Origin of the sequence: Spirosoma montaniterrae (assembly GCF_001988955.1) — a bacterium.
GTDB classification, from domain to species: domain Bacteria; phylum Bacteroidota; class Bacteroidia; order Cytophagales; family Spirosomataceae; genus Spirosoma; species Spirosoma montaniterrae.
The window spans coordinates 3482664-3506458 of sequence record NZ_CP014263.1 but is presented as its reverse complement, the minus strand read 5'-3'; the positions used below and the strand labels follow the sequence as shown (position 1 = coordinate 3506458).

Annotated in this window: 24 protein-coding genes; 17 read left to right on the top strand and 7 right to left on the bottom strand. The window is 50.0% G+C overall.

The window, feature by feature from the left end:
- Positions 1-50: 50 nt before the first annotated feature.
- Entirely contained in the window at positions 51-1409 is a 1359-nt protein-coding gene (locus AWR27_RS15200) for a hypothetical protein (protein ID WP_077131951.1), read from the bottom strand.
- Between the two features lie 174 nt (positions 1410-1583).
- Here AWR27_RS15200 and AWR27_RS15195 point away from each other — a divergent pair, with 174 nt between their 5' ends.
- The 5 genes from AWR27_RS15195 (at position 1584) to AWR27_RS15180 (ending at position 6204) form a co-directional block, all read left to right on the top strand.
- The gene (locus AWR27_RS15195; RefSeq protein WP_157579230.1) at positions 1584-2246 is read left to right on the top strand and encodes a hypothetical protein; all 663 of its coding nucleotides are present in this window, start codon (positions 1584-1586) and stop codon (positions 2244-2246) included.
- 110 nt (positions 2247-2356) lie between these two features.
- On the top strand, positions 2357-3169 hold the full coding sequence (locus AWR27_RS15190; RefSeq protein WP_077131949.1) for a TerC family protein: 813 nt from the start codon (positions 2357-2359) through the stop codon (positions 3167-3169).
- Between the two features lie 274 nt (positions 3170-3443).
- The gene (locus AWR27_RS25105; protein WP_157579229.1) at positions 3444-3743 is read left to right on the top strand and encodes a hypothetical protein; all 300 of its coding nucleotides are present in this window, start codon (positions 3444-3446) and stop codon (positions 3741-3743) included.
- Complete coding sequence (locus tag AWR27_RS15185; RefSeq protein WP_083732869.1) at positions 3740-4879, top strand: NADH-quinone oxidoreductase subunit N; 1140 nt, start codon at positions 3740-3742, stop codon at positions 4877-4879. The genes AWR27_RS25105 and AWR27_RS15185 overlap by 4 nt, the downstream gene beginning before the upstream one ends.
- A 320-nt stretch (positions 4880-5199) precedes the next feature.
- A complete protein-coding gene (locus AWR27_RS15180; RefSeq protein ID WP_077131948.1) occupies positions 5200-6204 on the top strand; it encodes a bifunctional heptose 7-phosphate kinase/heptose 1-phosphate adenyltransferase in 1005 nt (334 codons plus the stop codon).
- 98 nt (positions 6205-6302) lie between these two features.
- Here AWR27_RS15180 and AWR27_RS15175 read toward each other — a convergent pair whose 3' ends face one another.
- The gene (locus tag AWR27_RS15175) at positions 6303-7037 is read right to left on the bottom strand and encodes a 3-keto-disaccharide hydrolase (protein ID WP_077134016.1); all 735 of its coding nucleotides are present in this window, start codon (positions 7035-7037) and stop codon (positions 6303-6305) included.
- Positions 7038-7284: 247 nt separating this feature from the next.
- On the opposite strand from AWR27_RS15175, the gene AWR27_RS15170 reads away from it, so the two are divergent.
- The gene (locus AWR27_RS15170; protein ID WP_198045009.1) at positions 7285-7947 is read left to right on the top strand and encodes an SIMPL domain-containing protein; all 663 of its coding nucleotides are present in this window, start codon (positions 7285-7287) and stop codon (positions 7945-7947) included.
- On the opposite strand, the gene hemE is transcribed toward AWR27_RS15170, so the two are convergent.
- Positions 7944-9017 carry a uroporphyrinogen decarboxylase gene (hemE, locus tag AWR27_RS15165; protein WP_077131946.1) on the bottom strand — a complete coding sequence of 358 codons (1074 nt, stop codon included), beginning with the start codon at positions 9015-9017 and terminating at the stop codon, positions 7944-7946. The two genes, AWR27_RS15170 and hemE, sit on opposite strands and share 4 nt — an antisense overlap.
- Positions 9018-9133: 116 nt before the next feature.
- Here hemE and AWR27_RS15160 point away from each other — a divergent pair, with 116 nt between their 5' ends.
- The 4 genes from AWR27_RS15160 (at position 9134) to AWR27_RS15145 (ending at position 14408) form a co-directional block, all read left to right on the top strand.
- Positions 9134-10060, top strand: a complete 927-nt coding sequence (locus AWR27_RS15160) for a haloalkane dehalogenase (protein WP_077131945.1) — start codon at positions 9134-9136, stop codon at positions 10058-10060.
- A 120-nt stretch (positions 10061-10180) separates the two neighbouring features.
- Positions 10181-11422, top strand: coding sequence for a Fic family protein (locus tag AWR27_RS15155; protein ID WP_232325845.1), 1242 nt, complete (start codon positions 10181-10183; stop codon positions 11420-11422).
- Positions 11423-11466: 44 nt separating this feature from the next.
- Positions 11467-12546, top strand: a complete 1080-nt coding sequence (locus tag AWR27_RS15150) for a glycosyltransferase family 4 protein (protein WP_077131943.1) — start codon at positions 11467-11469, stop codon at positions 12544-12546.
- A gap of 23 nt (positions 12547-12569) precedes the next feature.
- A complete protein-coding gene (locus tag AWR27_RS15145) occupies positions 12570-14408 on the top strand; it encodes an ABC transporter ATP-binding protein (protein ID WP_077131942.1) in 1839 nt (612 codons plus the stop codon).
- A gap of 110 nt (positions 14409-14518) precedes the next feature.
- Here the strand turns inward: AWR27_RS15145 and AWR27_RS15140 are convergent, their stop codons facing one another.
- Entirely contained in the window at positions 14519-15175 is a 657-nt protein-coding gene (locus tag AWR27_RS15140) for a DUF305 domain-containing protein (protein WP_077131941.1), read from the bottom strand.
- 248 nt (positions 15176-15423) lie between these two features.
- Here AWR27_RS15140 and dndC point away from each other — a divergent pair, with 248 nt between their 5' ends.
- On the top strand, positions 15424-16764 hold the full coding sequence (gene dndC, locus AWR27_RS15135; RefSeq protein ID WP_077131940.1) for a DNA phosphorothioation system sulfurtransferase DndC: 1341 nt from the start codon (positions 15424-15426) through the stop codon (positions 16762-16764).
- Positions 16757-17740, top strand: coding sequence for an HNH endonuclease (locus tag AWR27_RS15130; RefSeq protein ID WP_077131939.1), 984 nt, complete (start codon positions 16757-16759; stop codon positions 17738-17740). Before dndC ends, AWR27_RS15130 begins: the two co-directional genes overlap by 8 nt.
- Before the next feature lies 1 nt (position 17741).
- Here AWR27_RS15130 and AWR27_RS15125 read toward each other — a convergent pair whose 3' ends face one another.
- Both AWR27_RS15125 and AWR27_RS15120 read right to left on the bottom strand, forming a co-directional pair.
- Positions 17742-18707, bottom strand: coding sequence for a Kiwa anti-phage protein KwaB-like domain-containing protein (locus AWR27_RS15125; RefSeq protein ID WP_077131938.1), 966 nt, complete (start codon positions 18705-18707; stop codon positions 17742-17744).
- Positions 18679-19245, bottom strand: coding sequence for a hypothetical protein (locus AWR27_RS15120; RefSeq protein ID WP_077131937.1), 567 nt, complete (start codon positions 19243-19245; stop codon positions 18679-18681). The genes AWR27_RS15125 and AWR27_RS15120 overlap by 29 nt, the downstream gene beginning before the upstream one ends.
- A 119-nt stretch (positions 19246-19364) precedes the next feature.
- Here AWR27_RS15120 and AWR27_RS15115 point away from each other — a divergent pair, with 119 nt between their 5' ends.
- Genes AWR27_RS15115 through AWR27_RS15100 form a run of 4 tightly spaced genes read left to right on the top strand, consistent with a single transcriptional unit; the run spans position 19365 to position 23075 of the window.
- Positions 19365-20663, top strand: coding sequence for an ATP-binding protein (locus AWR27_RS15115; protein WP_077131936.1), 1299 nt, complete (start codon positions 19365-19367; stop codon positions 20661-20663).
- A 10-nt stretch (positions 20664-20673) separates the two neighbouring features.
- Entirely contained in the window at positions 20674-22404 is a 1731-nt protein-coding gene (locus tag AWR27_RS15110) for a DGQHR domain-containing protein (RefSeq protein ID WP_077131935.1), read from the top strand.
- A 51-nt stretch (positions 22405-22455) separates the two neighbouring features.
- The gene (locus AWR27_RS15105; RefSeq protein WP_077131934.1) at positions 22456-22689 is read left to right on the top strand and encodes a hypothetical protein; all 234 of its coding nucleotides are present in this window, start codon (positions 22456-22458) and stop codon (positions 22687-22689) included.
- Complete coding sequence (locus AWR27_RS15100) at positions 22686-23075, top strand: PIN domain-containing protein (protein WP_077131933.1); 390 nt, start codon at positions 22686-22688, stop codon at positions 23073-23075. Before AWR27_RS15105 ends, AWR27_RS15100 begins: the two co-directional genes overlap by 4 nt.
- 72 nt (positions 23076-23147) lie before the next feature.
- On the opposite strand, the gene AWR27_RS15095 is transcribed toward AWR27_RS15100, so the two are convergent.
- Positions 23148-23327: a hypothetical protein gene (locus AWR27_RS15095; RefSeq protein WP_077131932.1), complete on the bottom strand. Its 180-nt coding sequence runs from the start codon at positions 23325-23327 to the stop codon at positions 23148-23150.
- Between the two features lie 126 nt (positions 23328-23453).
- Between AWR27_RS15095 and AWR27_RS15090 the strand changes: the two genes are divergently transcribed.
- Positions 23454-23705 (top strand): hypothetical protein, encoded by a 252-nt coding sequence (locus AWR27_RS15090; protein ID WP_077131931.1) that lies wholly within the window; start codon positions 23454-23456, stop codon positions 23703-23705.
- Positions 23706-23795 lie beyond the last annotated feature (90 nt).

Below are 23795 nucleotides of genomic sequence, written 5' to 3'. Positions count from 1 at the left end.
CTTTTCAGGCTTCACCCCTCCCTTCCGGGGAGGGGACGGGGGTGGGGTGCCTACTTCTCTGGCACGTACCAGAACGGAATGGCGGCTAATTCTTCAGGATGGTTGGGTACCGTGGTTTTCACACTGACACGAATCAGGTTTTTGCCTGTTTTCAGGTTGGTCGGTATGAGCACCGTTTGCCAGCCGCGCTGTTGGTGTTCGCCTAATTCGGTAAACAGAAAATCGGGTTGTTTGTAAAGCGAGTCGTTGACGTGGATTTGGAGCAGTTGACCAATCTGGCTGTGGCTCCACTCGGCCCGTCGCCGACGCCCTTCCTCAAGCGAGAGACTATCGTTCCAGATGGGTTCTTTCGCTGCTTCAGTCAGCAGTGTATCGAGAGCTTTGGGATAAGCGACATACAGCCGCACGTAGGGGTCACGGATAACGTCGGCCTGTACAGAGGCCGCGCTTACGAACATGCTGGGGTCGCGCTGATTGTCATAACTGTTTGGGTCGAACAGAAGGCTATCCACGCGGGTCGAAAACAGGTGACGCTGGTTGATAAGGCTGGCTCCCTGCCTGATGCGTCCTACATCGGAAGATACCTCCACGACAATAAACGCAAACAGCACGAGCACCACGCCCGATGCATATTGGGTAAGCTGTTTTCGGGGTATGTTGCTGGAGAACGTGTTGTAAATAAACAAATAAGGTTTGTACATGCCCAGATAGGCCAGTTTACCCCCGCTCATCATTGCACCATGAACCTTCTCGCCAATGGGATGTTCACGCACCTTTTTAATCATTACCAACAGCACCGTCAGCATAAAAACGCCATACGCTATCTGAGACGCTATTTTGATTCCATTCAGAACAGAAACTGGAACAAACGCCTGTAGAACCGAATAGCCTCCCAGAAGAAACACATAGGCTGTTGCTATCAGAAAAAGGAAAATAACCAACAGAAAAGCTACGGCAAACACCACGTTGCACCGCCGGTCGAGCTGGAGAATATAGCGGTCGAGTGGCCCCAGTTCGTCGGCCATGCGCTTGCGGGATGAAGGCGTTGAGAGCGGAAGCCGGTCGTACTGAACGCCTGCCGGATACACGGCCAGCAGACCTACCAGCCCCACCCAAAACGCCCGCATTACAAAGTTGACCAGGAAGGCCAGAAACAGTACATAACAGGTAGCTTTTATCATACTCAGAACCAGCACCGGGAACACACCCCGCGCTCCCGACGTATGGCTCAGGAGGTTGTACTGAAAATAATCGAACCCCTCGTTCAGCAGGGCGGGAATCTGGAGCGTCGCGAACAGAGCCGCCCCCGAAATCACTAATTCGAGATTCCAGCTTTGGGTGGTTAGGTCGTGGAGTTTTTGCTGCTCGTCGGAATTGAGCGTAGAGGGGGTAAGGTTCGGGTCGTTCACGCGGTCACGAATTAATGCGGGTCCTAAATTAATCAGGAACTGGCAGTTTCTTTCTACGAATGCTATTACTCGAAGTAATGATGCTCGTAGCAGTCGACCGTTTGCTCAATGCGTGTTTCTTTCATCTGCTACTCAGACGACCAAGCTGGTGAACTCTATAAATCGATTCCTATCATGTTCACATCATTGCGTTCATTACTGGCCGTTACGGCCCTATGCCTGCTCAGCCTGAGCGGTTGCAAAAGAGACGAGGTTGACCCCACGAAGGGCTTCTCGAACAACATTCAGAATATTATCTCGGAGGATGACATCAATAAACTGCGGTCGCGCGGGATGCTCATCAACGAAGGTTCGCAGCCGCCCAACATCGAAGGCGTCTTCATATCGGCACCACACACGCTGGTCAGCCCGTATGATGGCGATAGCTACAAAGTGGGCGACACGTTCACGGACCTGGTATTACGCTTTTCGGCACAGAACAACGCCGACCAGTCGGCAAAAGTCGATCTGAAAACCGGAACCAGCACAACCGGGTCAGGCATTGGCGGGTTTATTTCGGGGAATGGCAACAAGTTTACCTTCTTCGCCGAAATCGATTTGAAATCGGGGTCGGCTACGGCCAAGCAGGTGCGTATTTTTTCGGGCGAAGTGACCGCCGACGGCATCAAGGATTTTTACACAACGCTGCTGATGAAAAGCAAGACCGACCCGAACGATGAACTGATTCCGGTGGGGGCCGCACGGGTGATTAAAGACGGTAACAGCCTTGCCAGCAAACGCAGCACCTTCCGCAAAGCCGCCGATGAAGTAGCGAAACCAGACGAGTCGGTTCGATAACCGTTCAGGCCATCGGCCAACCATTTGTACGGCTTAGCAGTTGTTTCCTGAACAAAGGGTTGCACACCCGGTCCGCAGCCGGTAGTTTTGTGCAACCTTTTGTTTATTGTATGAGCGAGCTTTTTACTGCTGAATCCATTATCAGCCTGTTGACCCTGACGTTCCTGGAAATCGTTCTGGGTATCGACAACATTATTTTCATCTCCATTGCGGCCAACAAACTGGCCCGCGAAGACCAGGCGAAGGCCCGTAACATCGGTTTGATTCTGGCTATGGCGTTCCGCCTGCTGCTGCTGATGGGCATTTCGTTCGTGATTTCGCTCAGCAAGCCCTTCACGCACGTCGACTCAGGCTGGTTCAAAGCCGCGCTGACGGGCCAAAGCCTGATTCTGTTTGCCGGGGGGCTGTTTCTGCTCTACAAAGCCACGTCGGAGATTCACCACAAACTCGAAGGCGTACCCGAAGACCCAGCCGCCGGGCCAGTCAAAGGCAAAACCACTATCAGTAGTGTAGTGACCCAGATTGCCATCACCAACATCGTCTTTTCCATCGACTCGATTCTGACGGCCATTGGCCTGACGCAAAACGTGACGGTAATGATGATTGCGGTTATTCTGTCGGTGGTAGTCATGATGTTTTTCGCCGGGCCGGTGGGCCGTTTCGTGAACGAACACCCAACCATTCAGATGCTCGGTCTGGCATTCCTGATTATGATCGGTTTCATGCTCGTGGCCGAGGGCGCACACCTCTCCGAAGTGATCGTATTTAACCAGCCAGTTGGCTCAGTACCAAAAGGCTATCTTTACTTCGCCATCGCCTTCTCACTGCTGGTTGAGTTCCTCAACATCCGCCTGCGTAAAACCCAGCCGCCCGTACAACTCCGTAGCTACGAAGGCCAGCCAGGCCGGGATGGTATCGTTTAATATAGTGATGAGTGATGAGCGATAAGTGATGAGTATTTCTGCGCCAGCCCACTCATCACTTATCACTCATCACTCATCACTCATCACTCATCACTCATCACTCATCACTCATCACTAATTTGTCTCTCCTCGATCAACTTCGCGACATTCTCGGCAGTCTCGGCGGATTTGGCCCGGTAATTTGGTTATCGGTAGCTTTCTGCGGGCTGCTGGTGGCCGAATTGCTGTTGTTGCGTAGTTCGCAGAACCAAGCTCGTCGAACGCTGGCGATGCTGTGTCTGTTGATGCTGCTGGTTGCGGGGTGTGGGCGGTGGTGTTGCCCTGGCGCGGCTACCTGTTTATGCGGCTGCTGTTTGTCGATAATCAGGCACTGTACATGCAGGTTGTGATTGCGCTGGCGGCTACGCTGGTGGTGGCATATGAGTGGCTCCTCCCTCACCCCGGCCCCTCTCCCTCTGGGAGAGGGGTGCAAAACGCTCTGATGGCTTTCCCCCCTCTCCCTCTGGGAGAGGGGCCGGGGGTGAGGGAGAGGGCAGACTGCCCTCCGAATGGTACGCCCTGCTGGTGGCTATGACGCTGGGGCTGTTTTTGATGACGATCTCGGTCAATCTGCTTAGTATCTATTTAAGCGTTGAACTGGTGTCGATTTGTTCGTATCTGCTCACGGCCCTGACAGCCAGTCGGAAAGCATCGGAAGGCGGTATTAAATACCTGTTGTTTGGGGCGGTAAGTTCAGCCATTATGCTCTATGGCATGTCGTTGCTGTATGGCATGACCGGTACGCTCGACCTTACTGCCGACGCGTTTGGAATCGAACTGGCCCGGCAGGAGTCGGCGGTGGCGGTAGTGGCCGTGTTGCTGACGAGTGCGGGGCTGTTGTTTAAACTGGCCGGCGTACCGTTTCACGTCTGGACGCCCGATGCTTACGAAGCCGCGCCCGTGCCGGTGGCCGCGTTTTTTTCGGTCGGCCCCAAAGCCGCTGCCGTGCTGGTGCTGATGCGCGTCGTTACATCCCTGCCCGTCGAGTCGGTGGGGGCGTCGGTGGTGGGGTTGCAAACGCCGTTGGCCGTGCTGGCACTGGCAGGAATGTTCATCGGTAATTTGTCGGCCCTGCGTCAGACGGATGCCAAACGGCTGCTGGCTTATTCGACCATTGCCCACGCGGGTTTTCTGCTGGTAGGGGTGGTGGCTCTGAACGAAGCAGGTTTTGAGGCTGTGCTGTTCTATGCTGGAACCTACCTGTTTTTGTCGCTGGCGGCCTTTTTTCTGATTGATTTATTAGCGCGGACAAACCCGGCCAACGCAGCCGACGACGGTATTTTGATTCGCAACTTTGCCGGATTAGGGCCTAAACAGCCGCTGCTGTCGGTTGCGCTGACCGTTACGATGCTCGGACTGACCGGCCTGCCGCCAACGGTGGGTTTTACGGCTAAACTACTCTCATTTTCAGCTTTGTATGATGCCTGGCAGCAACAGGGCAATCCGTGGCTGCTGGCCTTATTTGCACTGGGTATTCTGAATGCGCTGATTTCGCTCGTGTATTACCTGAAAATACCATTTTTGTTATTCTTCCGGCCCCTTCAGCCCGAACAGCCGGAGCCGGTTCGAGCCATCGGAGGGGGGGGGTATCTGGCCGTTGCGCTGGCGTTTTCTATCGTTCTGCTCTTTCTTAAACCCGACTGGCTCCTGAATTTAATTGCGGGCTGGTAGAGTATAGATGGTTTGGAGAACAGGTTGTTACATAGAGATTCGCAGAGCAATCAGCAAGGTTCATAGAGTGCCTTTTACATCAATCTCTGGGTATCTCTTTTTCTCAGCGCATCTCTGTGTAACAACATCTCTTTGGTAAAGAAGCGATTCACCCGATACGGGTAGAATGTGTCTCCGTTTCCTCAAACTTGCCCTATCGCTTCGGATTTCGGACGTGTCTTTCGTTTCTTTGCACCAGATTTTGAATGGTTGAATGAGTGAATGATTGAATTAGGTCAGTCTCATCATTCAATTATTCACTCATTCAATCATTCAATAACATGGCTCCTGTTCTTGACTTGTCCATCGACGAACTATTTCGTGAATTTGATAAGCTACGTGTTTTAATCATCGGCGATGTTATGCTCGACTCCTACGTGTGGGGGCGGGTAGACCGCATCTCGCCCGAAGCTCCCGTGCCGGTGGTGAACGTAGTCAGGCGCGAACGGCGGTTGGGTGGAGCTGGTAACGTGCTGCTCAACGTACAGGCACTGGGGGCCGAAGCCATCATCTGCTCAGTTATCGGCACCGACGCGCCCGGCGATTTGCTGGTGCAGGAACTCGGCGACCGTAACCTGAACTGCGACGGTCTGATTCGCAGCGACGACCGCATCACCACCATCAAAGAACGCATCATTGCCGGATCGCAGCAAGTGGTGCGGGTCGATACCGAAACCGACAAATACATCACTGCCGATGAGCGGACGAAGCTTATTGAAAAGGCAAAAGAATTGATTCCAACCTGCCACGTCGTTATTTTCGAAGATTACGACAAAGGCGTACTAAGCCAGGAAGCTATCGCCGATATTACGGCCTTTGCCAATGCACAAAACGTGCCGACGGTGGTTGACCCGAAGAAGCGTAATTTTTTGTCATATAAAAACGTAACGCTGTTCAAGCCTAATCTGAAAGAATTGCGTGAGGGGCTGAAACTTGATTTCGACGTCGATAATGCTGCCGAATTTCGGGCGGCTGTCGATACGCTCAAACGCGAGTTAGCTCTGAACGGCGCACTCATCACGCTCTCCGAACGGGGCGTATTCATCGACTACAACGGCGAATCGCTGAAACTACCGGCACACCTCCGGCAGATTGCCGACGTGTCGGGCGCGGGCGATACGGTTATCAGTATTGCGGCCTGTTGCGTGGCTCTGCGTCAGCCGCCCGCCGTCGTAGCCGGTCTGTCGAACCTCGGCGGGGGATTAGTTTGCGAATCGGTTGGTGTCGTGCCGATAAACAAGGCATTACTCCGGCAGGAAGCAATGGAGACGGGACTGCTGAAGTGAACACGGTGCCTTCTTCAGGGCGGGGGGTAACGCTCGCGCTCACAAAGCTATCTTCAGATCATGCCGACGCTTCGGCTGGTGTGATTTTGGCAAACGCATCACAACTTCCGCAGTTTAATAGTACGGAACCAGACGCTGCTGCCCCAGTCCTGCAAACCGATGCGGCCCGTAAATTTACCTTTGCTAATGGGGGCATCTTTTAATTTGCTGGCCGATAAACGCTGTTTCCAGTCAGAGCCAGTCAGGTCGTGCTCCTGAATTGTGAAGCCGTTGAGCATAACCGTCAGTGTGTTTTTTCGGTAAATAACGTGCAGCTTGTTCCAGCTACCCACGGGCTGCAACTCCCGAACGCGGGCGTTGGCAACGCCGAAGAAATCGCCGGCCCGGTGTTTGTTTTCGGCAGCCCCTTCGTAAATGGCATCGTCGAGTACTTGAAGCTCCAGACCGGTATCATACACGTTTTTATACGTCGGCTCTTCCTGCACGAAGAAAAAAATGCCGCTGTTGGTAAACCGCTCCACTTTCCAGTCGGCTTTAAACTCAAAATCGCCGGTAATCACGGCATCGGTCACGAGGTCGCCCCCATCGGGTGCTTTGTTTCCGGCGCGGGTCGGAACGTTGAGGTTCAATGCCCCCTGATCGACGCGCCACGACGACCCAACGGGTGTTCGACCGGCGTTGTATTTGCGCCAGCCCGCCGTGTTTTGGCCGTTGAACAGCAGTTTCCAGCCCTCTTTCTTTTCCTGAGCCGAAAGCGTATTCGGGGTTTGGGCCTGTGTGTAGGGGCAGACAAGCCATGATAAAAAAGCGAGAACCAGAATAGAAAAACGCATACGGATCATAACGGATTAAACAGAAGAAGGGTAGGGGGCTGTGTGTCTACTCTGCCTGCTTCGATTAGTTATATGAAGAAAAGTTGATATTATTTGACAGGCAGCATATCATCAGAAGCTGCCTAACGTTATGTAACTAAAACGGCTATCAAACCGTAAAATCATGCTATATATTCGTACTCAAACGCGCTTTGTGCGTACTCTTTTTTTAGGCATTATATTCATTGCGATCAGTCTCACATCGGTAATGTCTCAGCCAGTCGACAACCGTATTCTGGTGCTGGGCGATGCCTTTGAAGACGTACCCGCCAATCAGGTCACGCTCACGGTCAATTTGTCATTCAGCGATGAACGGGATGTGAAACTGGCTTTTCAGGAACATCAGCAGGCCCAGCAACGGTTGACGAGTTTGCTGAATCAGCAAAAGATTCCAGCGCAGAACATCCGGTTTCTGGAGCCACTCGGACGCAAAGGACAAACGTACTTGCGTGGACAGGCGGGTGATCGGTTCACCACATACCAGCGGGTGCTGCTCAAATTTAATGACCTTAGCCAGTTCAATCAGGCTCAGCAATTGCTGACAGCCAACGGCTTCACAGATTTATCGGCAGTGTTTTCAGTCAGTAACCAACGTGAGGTTGAAAACAGGCTTTTAGACAAGGCGTTAGCGCGGGCGCAGGAGAAAGCCACCCAGTTAGCCAAAGCTACGCAGCGTAGCATCAAACGCGTGGTGCGTATCAGCGATACAAGCGAGAATGAGGGCTTTTACGCGTACCGAGACCAGAACCGCCTGAATGCCCAGCAAAATCCCGTCAATTACGATAACGACGCATTTCGGCAGATGGCAATGGTGACGCAGGTATTTCGGTACGCGGTTGCCGTAAAAGTTGAGTTCGAGTTAACGGATTAGCTTCCAAACTCTTTCACTGCATCCACAAAACACCGGGCTTTGTCGCGGTCGATGTCGGGGTAGATGCCGTGCCCGAGGTTGGCAATGTAGTGTTGATGCCCGAACGCACTCAACATCTGCTTCACTTCGGCCCGAATCTGCGCGAAATCGCCGTAAAGGGCGCAGGGGTCGAGGTTGCCCTGTAGCACTTTGTTGGGAATGAGTTCGCGGGATTCGCGCGGGTCCATGTTCCAGTCGAGGCCCACCACCTGGCAATTGAGCTGCCCAATGTCGTGCCGGGCAAAAAACGCGCCTTTGGCAAATACCGTAACCGGCACCGTTGCCTGATCGACTACGCCGTCTTGGGCTTCATTGCCCAGCGCGTCGCAAATCTGTTTGATGTAGGGCAGCGAAAACGTGCGGTACTGCTCCGGCGACAAAATGCCCGCCCACGAATCGAACAATTGCACTAAATCGACCCCGGCCCGCACCTGTGCTTTCAGATACGAAATGGTGCTATCGGTGATCTGTTGCAGGAGCGCGTGCGCAAAAGCAGGATCGGTATATAGCAGTTTTTTAGCTACCGAAAATGTTTTCGAGCCTTTGCCCTCGGTCATGTAGCAGAAAATGGTGAACGGTGCACCCGCAAAGCCAATGAGCGGCACCCGCCGGGAGGCCGGTCCCACCGTCAACTCTCTTTTAGTCAGCCGAATAGCATCGAGTACGTAGCCCAAATCGCTTTCGGCGTCGGCTACGCGCAGGCGGCTGAGGTCGGTCATGGTGCGTACCGTATCGGGGAAAACCGGCCCGCGTGCTTCAACCATTTCGTAAGGCAGGCCCATTGCTTCGGGCACTACCAGAATATCGGAGAAGATAATAGCGGCATCGACGCCGAACGCGTCGACGGGCTGAATGGTCACTTCGGCGGCCAATTCGGGCGTTTTTGCGAGCGTAATAAAATTGCCCGCCCGCTCCCGAACGGCCCGGTATTCGCTCAGTACGCGCCCGGCCTGCCGCATCATCCACACCGGCACCCGCTCGGTCAGTTCGCCCCGCGCCGTGCGCAGCAACAAATCGTTCTGTAAAATCATAGTGCAAATATCAACTGTGATTCGTCGGATTCAGTAGATTGCCTTGATTTCTTCTGAATTTTTGCTGCCAAACTAAAAATCAAAGTCGGTCCGCAGAATCCGACGAATCACAGTCAATGACCATCCTACAAACTCCCGAAACCCGCTTTGCGAACTTGCCCGGTTATCCGTTTGCGCCAAATTACGTATCGGTTGGGGATGGCGCGTATCCACGGCAGCTACGAATGCATTACGTAGACGAAGGGCCGCGCGACTCAACTGAAACCGTGCTGATGCTGCATGGCGAACCGACCTGGTCGTATCTGTACCGCAATATGATTCCAATGGTGGCCGGGGCGGGCTACCGCGTCATTGCACCCGACCTGATTGGTTTTGGAAAATCAGATAAGCTTCTGGAACAGGATGCCTACAGTTATCAAAGTCACATCGACTGGCTGACGATGTTCATCAAAACGCTTGATTTGCAGCATATCACGCTTGTTTGTCAGGACTGGGGCGGGTTACTTGGGTTACGGCTGGCGGCTGAAAACTCCGACCGTTTTGTGCGTATCACAGCCTCGAACACCGGCCTGCCTACGGGCGATCAGCCACCGTCTGAAGCGTTTTTGCAATGGCAGGCTTTTTCGCAAACCATTGCGTCGCTGCCTATTGGTAGCCTGATTCGTATGGGCTGCGTCACGAAACTCCCCGCCGACGTCATTGCTGCCTACGATGCGCCTTTCCCCGACGAAACCTACAAAGCGGCCTCGCGCATTTTCCCCAAACTCGTGCCGACATCGCCCGACGACCCCGCTGCCCCCGCCAACCGGGCTGCGTGGCAGGTGCTGATGCAGTGGCAGAAACCATTCCTGACCTGCTTCAGCGACCGCGACCCCATCACTGCCGGAGGAGATCGCGTGTTACAAAAATTGATTCCCGGCGCGCAGGGGCAATCGCACGTGACGCTCTCGCCCGGTGGTCATTTCGTCCAGGAAGACAAAGGCGAAGAATGGGCCGAACGGGTTGTGCGCTTTATTCGGGAGAATCCAGTAAATATTGTCTAATATTGTCAAATTTTGACAATATTAGACAATCGTATGAAGAAAATAGAACAAGCACCATCTTATAAATCGCACTCGGAATTTACACGAAACATTATAAATAATAAGGGTTGGGATGCTTACATGGCTTTGTATCAGGAAGGCGTTATCCGGCGAATAAATGAAGACTATTTATACTGGGATAAAATAAAATACAAAGTACCTGAGAAATATAAAACGCTCATCGACCCAGCTATTTTATGGTCTATTGTTAAGCATGACAGACTTCGGGATAGACGGTATCTTGAATTGGCAGGAGAAGGTTTTTACTTTACCAATACAGATTCACTTCAGCAATACCTGCACGAGTTCGACCTGAACTTAGGCGGGTCGCTGGGTGGTCAGGAGACTATTCCCGAAACGGATAAACACCGGTATCTGGTGGGGTCGATCATGGAAGAATCAATCGCATCGAGTCAGATAGAAGGCGCGGTAACGTCGCGGGTAGTGGCTAAAGATATGCTACGAAAGAATCGACCACCTCGTACTGTTTCTGAGCGGATGATTGTCAATAATTACCTGACGATTCAGCACATTGTTAAAACTAAAAACGAGCCGTTAACGCTCGACTCGCTGCTGGCATTGCATCGGCTTATGATTGCTGACACGATGGAGAAACCTGAAGAAGCGGGGCAGTTGCGAACAAACGATACTATTTACGTAGTGGATGCCGTCGAGGGTGACGTTATCCATACCCCACCTTCATATACCAAGATGGGAACTTTTGTGACGGATTTGTGCCGTCTTTTCAACGATGAAACGCCCGATTTTTTTGTACATCCGGTGGTTAGGGCGAGCATTATTCATTTTCTGATTGGTTATTTTCACCCATTCACAGACGGCAATGGTCGAACTGCTCGTGCTTTGTTTTATTGGTATCTGTTGCGAAAGGGCTATTGGTTGACCGAGTATCTGTCAATTTCGCGGGTCATTATGCAGTCGCGAAGCCAGTATTACCGGGCTTTTCAATACACAGAAATTGATGAAAACGACCTGACTTATTTTGTGTTGTATCAGGTTAAAACGCTCAGTAAAGCTTACGATGAATTAAAGAAATACATAGCGCGGAAAAACGCCGAAAAGCGACAACTGCTTACGCTTCAGGTCAATGAAGGTTTGTCGCCCCGGCAGGCTGAAATTGTGCGATGGTTAGAGGAAAATTCCCATGCTACCTTGTCTGCAAAAGAAGTACAGATGCGACTTGCCGTGTCGGGGCAAACAGCCCGAAATGATATCAAAATCCTGATTGATAAGGGATACTTAGCAGAATTATTTGTCAACAGGAAGGAGCGTCAATACATACGCGGGCCACGGTGGCGTGGCTAATTATCCGCTGCCTTTGTGCTACAAAGAACCGTATCTTTGCCGGTATGCCAACGCTTTTTATTGATGCCGAACGTCTGCGTGACCGGAATAGTGGTCTGGGGCAGGTTTGTTTGCACCTCGGTCATGAACTCGTTCGCCAACGTCCCAATGGTCGCGACGGCGAACCGTGGCATATCACGTTTTTAGTGCCAAAAGGTGAGACAGGCGTGTTTGGCAACGAAGTGGCGTATCTCGAAGCCTCGTGGCTGCGGAAGGTTTGGATACCCGGACAGTTTGACGTGTGGCACTGCCTGCATCAGGATTCGGATTATTTGCCGCGTCCGGGGCAGGGAAAGCTGATTCTGACCATTCACGACCTGAATTTTCTGGCCCGAACCGACTACCCGGAAGCCAAAAAAGCCCGCAAACGAACGGCGTTACAACGTAAAGTCGACCGCGCGTCGGTACTAACGACTATCTCCGACTACACGGCCTCGGATGTGCGAACGCACCTGACCATCCCGCCGAATGTGCCGCTGCACGTTATTCCGAACGGCGTCGCCATCGACCCCACCCAAACCCCCGTCAGCCCGCCCGCCCTGCCGCTTTTTGACTCTTTCGCTCTTTCGCCCTTCTTCCTGTTTCTTGGCGTTATCCACCCCAAAAAGAACGTGCATACGCTGTTGCCCTTGCTCGAAGCTTTTCCCGATTATCGGTTAGTGCTGGCTGGTCCCGATGGTCACGCTTATGCACAGCACATCCGCGAGCAGGCGCAAAATCTCGGCATTGCCGACCGGCTACTGATGCCCGGCGTGGTTAATGAAGCCACCAAAAGCTGGCTATACGCGAACTGTGACGCCTTTTTGTTTCCGTCGCTGTCCGAAGGGTTTGGTCTGCCCGTTGCCGAGGCCATGACGTTTGGCAAGCCCGTGTTTGTGTCGCGGCTAACGAGCCTGCCCGAAGTGGGTGGTAAAGAAGCGTATTACTTTGATAATTTCGAGCCGGAACACATGGCCCAGACCGTGTACGACGGGGTACAGGACTTTTCGCTGAACCCGCTCCGGCAGCAGCGAATGCAGAAACGGGCCGCCGGGTTTCGCTGGGACGCCGTAGCGGGGCAATATTGGGAGCTATACCGGTTCTGATAGTTCAGATTACCTTTGTGTTAATGAAAACATACCTTCGTTTATTATCTTTTGCTAAACCACTGGGCCGGTTCCTGACGCCGTTCGTCGTAACGTCGTTGCTGGCGTCGGTGTTTGGCGTGCTGAATTTTACCCTACTGATTCCGCTGCTTAGTATTCTCTTCGATCAGGTTAGCCCGGCTGAAATGCAAAAACTGCTCAGTCAGCCCGCGCCGACGCTTTCGCTCGATACGTCGCCGATGGACGTCTTTCGGTACTATTTTGCGCTGGTATTTCAGTCGTCGGGAAAGATTGGCGCACTGCGGTTTATGTGTGTGGTAATAGTGGTGTCGGTATTACTGGCGAACCTGTTCAAGTATTTGTCGGTCAGGCAGTTGGAGTTGTTTAAAGCGCGGATGGTGGCGCGGCTGCGCGAAGCCGTATTCGCCCGAACCATTAATTTGCACCTCGGTTTTTTCTCGAACGAACGTAAGGGGAACCTCATCTCGCGCATCACTACCGACGTGCAGGAAGTTGAAAATTCCATTGCCAATACGCTTTCGGCGGCTTCCAAAGAAGTCTTTTTGCTTATAGGCTACATCATTGCGCTATTGAGCATTTCGGTAAAACTCACACTCTTCGCCATCATCGTGATTCCAATTTCGGGCGTGTTTATTGCCGCGCTCGTTCGGCGAATGAAGCGCGACGCCCAGGCGGGGCAACAGCGGCTTAGCGGTCTGGTTAGTCTGCTCGACGAAACCTTCGGCGGGATGCGCGTAGTAAAAGGCTTCGTGGCCGAAGGGTTTATCTTAGAAAAGTTTCGGGCCGAAAACGAGGGCTATCGGCAGGCCGTGCGGTCGCTGGCAAACCGGCGCGAATTGGCCTCGCCCTTCTCCGAAGTAATGGGCGTGGCCGTTGTAGCGGGCATCCTGCTCTACGGCGGCTCGTTGGTATTGAGCGGCCAGTCAGACCTGACAGCCTCGCAGTTTATTGCCTACATTGCCATTTTCTCGCAGGTAACGCGGCCCGCCAAAGACATTAGCAACGCCTTCAGCGGTTCGCAGCGCGGGCTGGCCTCCGGCGAACGCGTACTGGAGTTGATCGATACCGTTCCGGCCATTCAGGATAAACCTAACGCGTTAACAATCAGTGGGTTCGAGAGCCGGATTTCTGTTCAGAACGTATCATTTGCCTATAATGCCGATACGCCCGTGCTGCGCGACGTTAGTTTCGACCTGCCTAAAGGCAAGACCATTGCGCTCGTTGGCTCGTCGGGGGGCGGCAAATCGACCATCGCCGACCTGATTCCACGTTTCTACGACCCTACGGCGGGCCAGATTCTATTAGATGGGATTGATTTGCGCGATTGCACAACGGCTTCGTTGCGGGCGCAGATGGGCATCGTAACGCAGGAGAGCATTCTGTTCAACGATACCATTTTTAACAACATCGCATTTGGCAGCGGAAACACACCCGCGCAGGTAGAAGAAGCCGCCCGCATTGCCAATGCCCACGAGTTTATCATGGCCCAGCCGCAGGGCTACCAGACCGTGATTGGCGACCGGGGCGGCAAGCTCTCCGGCGGACAGCGGCAGCGCATCAGCATTGCCCGCGCCATCCTGAAAAACCCGCCAATTCTGATTTTAGACGAAGCCACGTCCGCGCTCGATACGGAATCGGAAAAATTAGTGCAGGAAGCCCTGACGCGGCTCATGACTAACCGCACCACACTCGTGATAGCGCACCGGCTCAGCACCATTCAAAATGCCGACGAAATTTTGGTTGTGAATCAGGGTCGTATCGTTGAGCGTGGTCGGCACGACGAGTTATTGCTGATGGATGAGGGCTTTTACCGCAAGCTAAGCACGTTGCAGGGCGTGTAAATGGAAGGGGAACACCCCACCCCAACCCCTCCCCGTTAGGGAGGGACTTCCGCTGAAGCATCTATGCTTAGCCCCTCCCTAACGGGGAGGGGTTGGGGTGGGGTGTTCCATTACTTCTTCAGCCCTTTCAACTGCTCCATTTCTTTTTTAGCAGAATCGACTAACTCCTGAGCATAGGTACGCAGGCTGGCGTTGCGACCATATTGCAGATAAGTGCTTGCCATGTCAACGGCATCCTGCCGGTGGTCGAGCAGCAGCCCGATAATGTACTGATCGCCCGTGGCCGCGAGCCGGTCGCCGGTTGTCGCCTGTTGTATTTTCAGGTTCATCGCTTCAACGTTTCGGCTCTGTTGTTGCGTATAAGCCTGATTGGGGCGTGCCGGTTTAATTTGCCGCATAATGCCGTCTACCTGCGTAATGTCGGACTGAACATCAGTGAGCAGGGCTGTTGTCATGGATTTCAGAGCCGAATCTTCGTTCGTTTGGGCGGCCTGTTTCAGCAAATCCTGTTCGCCCTGCGCGTGGATTTTAGCCTGCATCGCAAAATCGAAATCAGGATCGCCGGTAGGTTGCAGGCGCTGCAACTTGGTGACCATCTGCCGGAGCGGAGCCACCAACGCCGTTTGCGACGTGCTGGCAACGCGCCCACCACTTGGGGTGGTGCTGGTAGTGCCGGTAGAGGTTGCCTGCGCACAGGCCATCAGCGTACTGCCCGACAGCAGTAAAGCAAGTGCCCAAACAGTGCCGTTGGATTGAAGCGTTTTCATAGCTATTTTGACTTAAGCGGGGTTTTGTTTCGTAGCCGCCAAATTACGCGATTACATAACAAAGACAAACGAACGGGGGCGAAGGTTTAACAGGCAACAGCACAGCGAGTTGCGGAGAGGGAACAAATTTTTGCGTTGGTCGCAACGCTGCCGAACGGTAATTTTCGACACCTTTGTACAATTAACTACTGTCAGAAGTTTATTTTTTCGGGCTATAGTACTACTTTCGCCAAACCTGCTCCACCGTTATGTCGCTCAAGCTACCGTTTATCGAATCCGAAATCATCGATCAATATCTCTACGACGAGAACCCACGTCCGTGGATTATTGGCTTTAGTGGCGGCAAAGATTCTACTATGTTGTTGCAGATGGTTTGGCGGGCGTTGATGAAAATTGACCCCATGTCGCGCAATCGTAGAATCTACGTTGTCTGCAATGATACACTGGTTGAAAATCCGAAGATTGTCAACTTCATCAACCGAACGCTCGAACTGTTGCAAAAAGCTGCCACTGAGCAGGGAATGCCAATTACTGTCCACCGCACTACGCCCCGGCTTGAAGATACGTTTTGGGTAAACCTGATTGGCAAAGGCTACCCCGCGCCGGTTAATTCGTTCCGGTGGTGTACCGAACGGCTGAAAATAAATCCGACGACGCGTTTTATTCAGGAAAAAATCAGCGAGGCAGGCGAGGCTATTATTTTGCTCGGTACGCGCTCCGATGAAAGCCAAACCCGTGCCCGCTCCATGAAACGACACGAGTTAAAAGGGCAGCGTCTACGTAAGCATTTATTGCCCAACGCGTTTGTCTATGCGCCCATTAAAGACATCGAAACGCCCGAACTGTGGCAGTATCTAATGCAGGTATCGCCCCCGTGGGGTGGCACGCACAAGGAACTTGTGACGCTCTACCGCAACGCCAACTCTGGCGACTGCCCGCTTGTAATCGATGAGTCGTCGCCCTCCTGCGGCAACAGCCGGTTCGGGTGCTGGGTCTGCACCGTAGTGAGCCGGGATAAAAGTATGGAAGGACTCATCGGCAATGGTGACGACTGGATGGAACCGCTTGTGGAATTACGGAATCGCCTGCTCACAGAACGCTCGAACCGCGATTCCCGCGAGAAACGCCGTCGTACCGACAGTGCCTTTAAAGAAGAGGACGAAAACACCTGGGGGCCGTACACGCCCAAAATCAGGGCCGAGTTTCTGGATATGCTGCTGCAGGCGCAGAAAGAAATTCAGGAAACCCAGGGCGATGTTATCGAACTCATTACGCATCAGGAGTTGGTGGCTATTCAGCTAACCTGGTTTCGCGACAGTATTTTCAACCCCAAAGTAGCCGACATTTATAACCGTATCTACAACACCGACATTGACATGAGTAAGCACGTTGAGAAACTGCGCCGGGAAGAAGAACTGCTGCGCGAAGCCTGCGCCGACCAACCCGAACACGTAGAACTGATTCAGGAAATGCTGACCCTCCAGAAAAACAAAGCCCTGCTCATCCGCAAACGCGGCCTGCAACAGGACCTGGAAACGCGGCTTGAGAATTTTATTGCACGACGTATAGAAAATACCGTTCATGTCTGAAAATATACTCGACTATTACGTTTATGCTTTTTCAAACCTCAATCGGGGAGGTGGGAAAGTTGAAGAGAAAGCCCCGCACAAACCGATACTGTTACTTACTGTTATTCAGGCATACGAAACTAAACTGCTCACTACAAATCAAATACCTATCTCGCCAGAATTAACGTCACTATTCAAATCGAACTGGAATTTGCTCGTTACGTCCGGGCACACGCTTGGTTTTGCTTTGCCGTTCTTTCACCTGAAAAATGAAAAAGGTAACTGGTGGGAGTTGGTGGCAAATACTGGTTGTGAAATTTGGGTGCAAAACGGCAAACTCACCACGTTCGCCAACTTAAGCGCAGCCGTTGCCTACGCACAAATCGACCCGAACCTATCTGAACTACTGAAGAACGAGCCAACACGTAACGTGCTGCGTAAGGTGTTGCTAAATACGTATTTCCCTAACCAGATAGCGTATCAAGTTGCGGATACCGACAACCACTTAGCTGATTTGAAGCGGGAGATGCTGGAAGAATCGCCAGCCGAATATGAGGCCAAGTTCAAAGCTCTGAAAACGCGACTTGACCCGGAGACATATCAAATCGAAGTCTACTCCCGCGATACGTTGTTCCGGCGTGAGATTGTCCGGCTCTACAACGATACGTGCTGTATATCAGGTATTCGCGTATCAGCTCCGTATTCTTTTTCGATGATAGATGCCTGCCACATCGTACCATTCTACAAGAAATTCAACAACCACCCAACCAACGGCATCGCCCTTTGCCCAAATCTGCACCGGGCATTTGACAAAGGCGCGATCTCGATTGATGATAATTATCGCGTTGTAGTTTCGCGCACATTTGTCGAAAACGAACGTAGCACATACAGCTTGAAAGCATTGGCAGATGTGCAAATTCAATTACCCAAGGACGAGCGTTATCTACCAGATTTAGAAGCGTTTGCGTGGCATCGGGAGAATATATACAAATACTAACTTACCTGTTATTGTTAAATCTTTTGGCACTATTTACATCGTAAATATTAGAAGTTAATTCTGACAGTAATCGCTGATCCGCCAGTATAGTCAATACAGCCTCAATATTATCTTCCGAAAGAACGATTTGGCTATTCACAAAAGAAATTTCGTGCCAATCTCGGTTAGTACACACTTCACATAATCTGAGGATAAATGCAGGATCCTTGTAGTAGCCTAATTTTTTGACATGAGCGACTTTACGCATTAGTCGTATATTATCTCCTACCTTATTTGTAAGAGAATCAAGATTAACAAAGAGTTTCTGAACATCAACGTCGTTATAGAATTCTTGTGCGCTGTTTTTCATGCCTTCACGATAATTCAGCCCACGCTCGAACTCCTTCTTCGATAGGATGAACAGGGTGTCCTCAAAAGATACTACATCAATAGTCTTCGATATACTAAATACGGGAGATTCATCCAAGTCTATAAATTCATTGCCTTTAAAAAGTAAGGAGATGAGGTTTTTTCGACCTTTGGCTTTCCAATTTTCGGGCAATACTTTAAAGCCGATAAGCTGAATACCTTCTGTGTCACGCATCACAATTAGGTATGAACTTGATTGTTCAAGCTCTTTTACGTCCTGGATTATGTCTACGTTAGGATCTAATTCACTAAGCTGCTCTGCAATTATCGAAAAATCTGTTTCACTACGCTCCATGCCCAGTACCATGTCTACTTCAGGTTCGAGACAGTCGAGAGTATATTCAGTACATATATTAGCCGACTCGACTTTACGTTGCATTAAGTTATGAAGACGTTGAGATAACTTGTCTTCTATCGGTACGTACCGTAATGTATATCTAAATTGGCGATTACGGTTTACAGCTTTAACAACAACGAGTTGTGTTGAAAGATTATCAAAATTGATGCGTTTGAGACCGTTAAGTTTCTGTTTAAGGTTGCTGGGCTGGTCGACCGTCATGTCGCTTAACTATAAAGAATAGAAATTTAGAAATCATGCGAACATAGTAAATTTTATCGGTCTCTATATCTAATTTGCTCAAAACAGTTGTAGAAAATACTTTTCCGTCATACGTATAGTCTACATCGTACAAACCGTAGCCAGCGAACGCCAATACTGGATTGATAAATACTGACTTTGATCGAATGGTTATTACTAAAATGGTTGTCAAGAAAATGCCAAGCGAGAGCACGTCTCCCAAATCATCAAGGTTCTCGCCAAAAAATGAGAGAAGGTAGGGTACGGTATAGTTTATAAACTCCCCTGAGCGAGCCTTAACTGAGTTTATCTTGAAGACAGTATTTCCAGCTTTTATACTATTCACACTATAAAATAATAAAGCGATGGATAGGGCTACAAGTCCAATTGATGTATAAGCAATATTCGGGTGCTTGAATGAATCGTATTTAAAATCAAAGTCCTTGATAATGAGTATAGTAAACAATGGTGAGTATGCACTCACGAATAAAATTACGGCAGTTAAAAAACGTGGATTCATGGCCTGAATTTAGACTCTAAAATAACGAATTTTTATCAGAATATTACAAATCTTAACAACTAATTTGTCAGCAATACGGTATCCCGAAAACCGATGGTAACGTAGGTCGTTACATTAAAATGCACCTCGACCACGGGCTTGAACTGATGGCGAAGCTGTTTGAGCAGAACAAAACCTACACCGGGCTTGACTTCCTGTTCGATGAGGTAGAGCGTGGCATCGAAGCCCTCGAAGACGCCGACGTGCCCGTTACGCCCGTAACGAACCGCCACCAGAACATTCATAAGAATTATTTCAGCGGCCCGCTCCGGGTCAACGTTGGCTACGATATCGAAACCGGCGAACAGCTAACGGCCATCCTGAACATGGTCGAACTGCACAGCAACGCCCACATTGCCGTAGCGGGCGAGTCGGGTAGCGGCAAAACGCAGTTCGCGCTAAGTCTGCTGCAACAGGTTTCCGACGTATCGAACGGGGCCGTAAACTTCATTTATTTAGATTTCAAGGGGCTGCAACCCGCTGACCTCCCGCGTCGGCAATCGTTCTTCGACGCCACCCGCGCCGTATATCTCGACGTACCGCAAACGCCGTTTCCGTTCAACCCGCTCACGTTTATCGACAATGTAAACGAGAAGAACAAAATACAGGGCATCAGCAAGTTTGTGGATATCATTATGCGTTATGCGGCTCGTATGGGACCCGTGCAGCAGCAGCAACTGAAAGAAGCTACTCGGGCTGCCTTCGAAGCCAAAAAATTGGGCGAATATCCCACGCTGGCCGACGTAAACGAGCATTTGAAAGACGTAACGGGCGGCAAACCCGGCGTACTGACGCAGATTATGGACAGCCTGAGCGAACTCGAACTGTTCGCCCCGGCCACCGATGCCAAAGACAGTTTCCTGAACCGCAACTACTACGTCAGCTTAGGAGCCAACTTAGACGACTCGATCCGGTACACTGCTACGTTCCTGCTCATCAACTACGTTTATAACACCTTCATGAACATGGAGGAGGCCCCCGTTGAACCCGATAGCATGGGCAACCCCTTGCAGGCCATCCGCTACGTATTCCTGATTGACGAAGCGAACGTGATTTTCCGCGAGGGCAAGTCGCGGGCCTTGCTCGATGAAATGCTACGGCAGGTACGGTCGAAGGGTGTGATGGTTGTGCTGTTGTCGCAGCAAATCAAGGAATTCATTCAGGCCGACATGGATTTCTCGGCTAACTGCGCCAACGTGTTTTTGCTGAACATCAAAGACAAGAACATCCGGCAGATGGCCCGTTTCTTAGGGTTCGGCGAAAAGGAATCCCTGACTTTAGCCCGCAGCATGGAAAAGATCGAAAACGGCCAGGCCGTGATGAGCCTAAAAGAATTCAAACGCGGTGAGTTGGTGAAGTTGGAACGGTTTAATAAGTGATTGTTGACGTATGACTGACTATTTTGACCCTGTAACAAATAGAGGAACGAGGAAAACGTTAATTTTCTATAGGCGTCAGTTTATTGCTTGTCCTGAAAAGTGGGAGACATTGACAACTTTGTACAATGGCCTTGTATGGAAGCAGATGAAGTTTGAGGTAGCAAATCAAGATGAGATTCCTGAAGTGGAGGGCTTGTACATGTTCACTGCATCGCCGAAGAAGATCAATGCAGAATTCATAAATTATCTGTTCTATGTTGGAGAGGCACAAGACTTAAGAGTACGTTATGGGGATTATTTGAAGAAAATTCATAACCCAAAATCTGCTCAGTATAAAGTACATGCAGTAATAGATGATTATCCTGATCACCTCTACTTCAATTATGTTGAGTTTCCTGGGTTAAACAAGAAAGGTAGAAAAGAAATAGAAGATTTATTTCTAACTGCATTTATGCCCCCAATTAACTCAAAGTATCCACAAGGTTTAGAACGCATCGTCCGAGCAGTATATGAGCAGTATATGAGCATTAACAAAGCAATACAACTCCCGGCAATCAAAGGAGTTATTGGGGACTGGATATTTTACCAGACGGTTATTCCGTTTCATGAAATTATTGAACGAATTGACAACGACCATTCTATACGGGAGTATAAAACGTTAGATGATGTTCTTCAACGTGATCTGTCTAAACGTTCAAAAAAGATCAAGGATTATTTGATCCGAGAAAAGACGAGATTCTTCAACTCTATTATTATTGGTCTATATGGAGGAAATCCAAACTGGTATAGATTCGACTTTGCCCCATCGGCTGTTCCTGAGATGGAATTGGATGAACACATACTTGATACAATCGGCATATTAGAATTGACTGGTTCTGAGAAGTTATTTTCCATAGATGGTCAACACCGGATTGATGGTATCAAACAAGCCTTAGATCAGCAGTCGAATAAATTTCGTAATGATGAGTTACCAGTCGTCATTGTAGCGCACAATGATACAAAGGAGGGAAAAGTAAGAACGCGTCGATTATTTTCCGAAATCAACACAAAAGCGTTAAAAGTATCTGGCTTAGATGACCTGATAACGAATGAAGACAATCCAGTAGATATTAACACACGTAGGCTATATGCTGAGTTTGTGCCTTTCGCAAAGGACGAATTTATAGCGTTGAATGCCACGCCAAATATCAGTGCTGAGGCTACAGAATTGACATCTATACTCAATCTGCGAGAGGTCAACAAGTTGCTTTACAGCGATGTGTATAAGTTTCGAGACATCAGACCTGCTGAGGAGATAACAGAAAATCTTTATCAAATTAGTTTGAGCTTTTGGGAACAAGCTGTAAGCAACGTTTCGGCTTACAAAGCGGTGCTTTTAGATAGAAGTAGTACCGTTGCAGATTATAGGAGTAAAGAAGGAGGGTCTATGCTTTTTAGGCCAATTGGAATTGAAATATTAGCGGATGGATATCATCAATGGCAGAAACAGAAGGATGAAACAAAAACGTTTTGGACTCAATTTACCAAAATAGATGATAGCTTGAACGGAGAATATTGGAGCGATGTCATATGGAACCCCGCCAAAAAAACAATGATTAGTAAGAGTTCGGTGAAATTTCTTAGAGAGTACATTAAGTATCTGCTCGGATTAGACCACGACGTAGATTATGTTCTAACGGAGTATAGCAAAATGAGAGGAAACGAACGAGTTGACTTAGTTGAACTACCTGCCGTACCGTGACCACTCGTCCCAAAATTTCGTTATCTTGCTGACAGCTAAGCGCACAGCAAGATGGAATCACCAGTTGATTTAAAGCAGCTTATTACAGAAGGTATCAAAGACTTGCCGCAGTCGTATCTGAGCGAGGTAGCTGATTTTGTGCTATTTATGCGCCGAAAAGCCCGTCAGCAACAGCCATTCGATACAGCGTCTATCGGGGAGGAGCTTCGCCAGATGAGTATCCATGAGATGCAGCATCTCGAAGAAGAATTTGCTGATTTTGACCAAAGATTCCCGAAAGAATGAGTCAGTACGTTACCGATACAATGGCGATTGTGCTGTATTTGAGCAAGCGCAAAATGCCCCTATTTATCAAACAGCTTTTTCAATCAGCAGACCTTGGACTTACCCAAATCGTAGTGCCAGCAATGGTAGTTGTTGAAGTTGGCTATCTATCGGCAAAAGGTCGTGTTGATGTTTCGCTGACGGATTTGAAGCAGCATTTAGCTCAATACCCTGCGTATCGTTTTGAGCCACTCACGCTCGACATTATCGAAGCGAGTTCAGTAATGATCGATATTCCCGAACTTCATGATCGGCTTATTGCTGCTACTGCCCGGTGGTTAACTATTTCGGTTATTACGAACGATCCCGATATTCGGGCATCTTCTTTTGTCGCGGCAATCTGGTAGATACCCGCCCCAAAATTTCGTTATCTTGCTGACAGCTAACCGCACCGCGACGTAGCCTGCTGGTTCAATACACTAAGCCGTATGTCCAGCCCGCTTTTTACATCCGTTCTGCGTTCCGCGCCGAATTATAGCTGATGCCTTCTGCGCTTTATCTGCTTTGATAAAGTCGCTGATAATCTGCTTCTGCGATTCGGTTAAAGGTTCTCCCTTTATCACAAAATCGACGCCTTCCGGTTCTTTAATGAATCCCATCGTTATGCGCTTTTCGGATTGACATGTTTAGTGACTGCTGTACCACTTCTGCACAGCTAACTTACAGAATAGCGAGTAATAACGAGAGAAATTTCGTTATCTTGCTGACAGCAAATTCAAACCGAAATGGAAGCCACGTTTGTTTTGAAGCCTGATGAATTTTCGGAGAAAATTCTGGCTAAAATAGAATCCCTTTTTGTTGACAGAAACCAACCTATTACAATAACGGTAAGGCAGGATGCGCAGCCTCGCTACAATTCCGCAGAGGTGTTACGACGTATGCGCGAATTCCGCGAAAAATATCCGCCAGCCGAAATTTCGGCTGATATTGACATTAATAAGCTGATTGACGAAATGAATTGGGAGGGCAATCACTGATGATTTATTTTGACACCGATGTGCTCGTACACTATTGCACTCAACAGGATACCGAAAAGCACAAATAGGCAATTCAACTGATTGAATAGG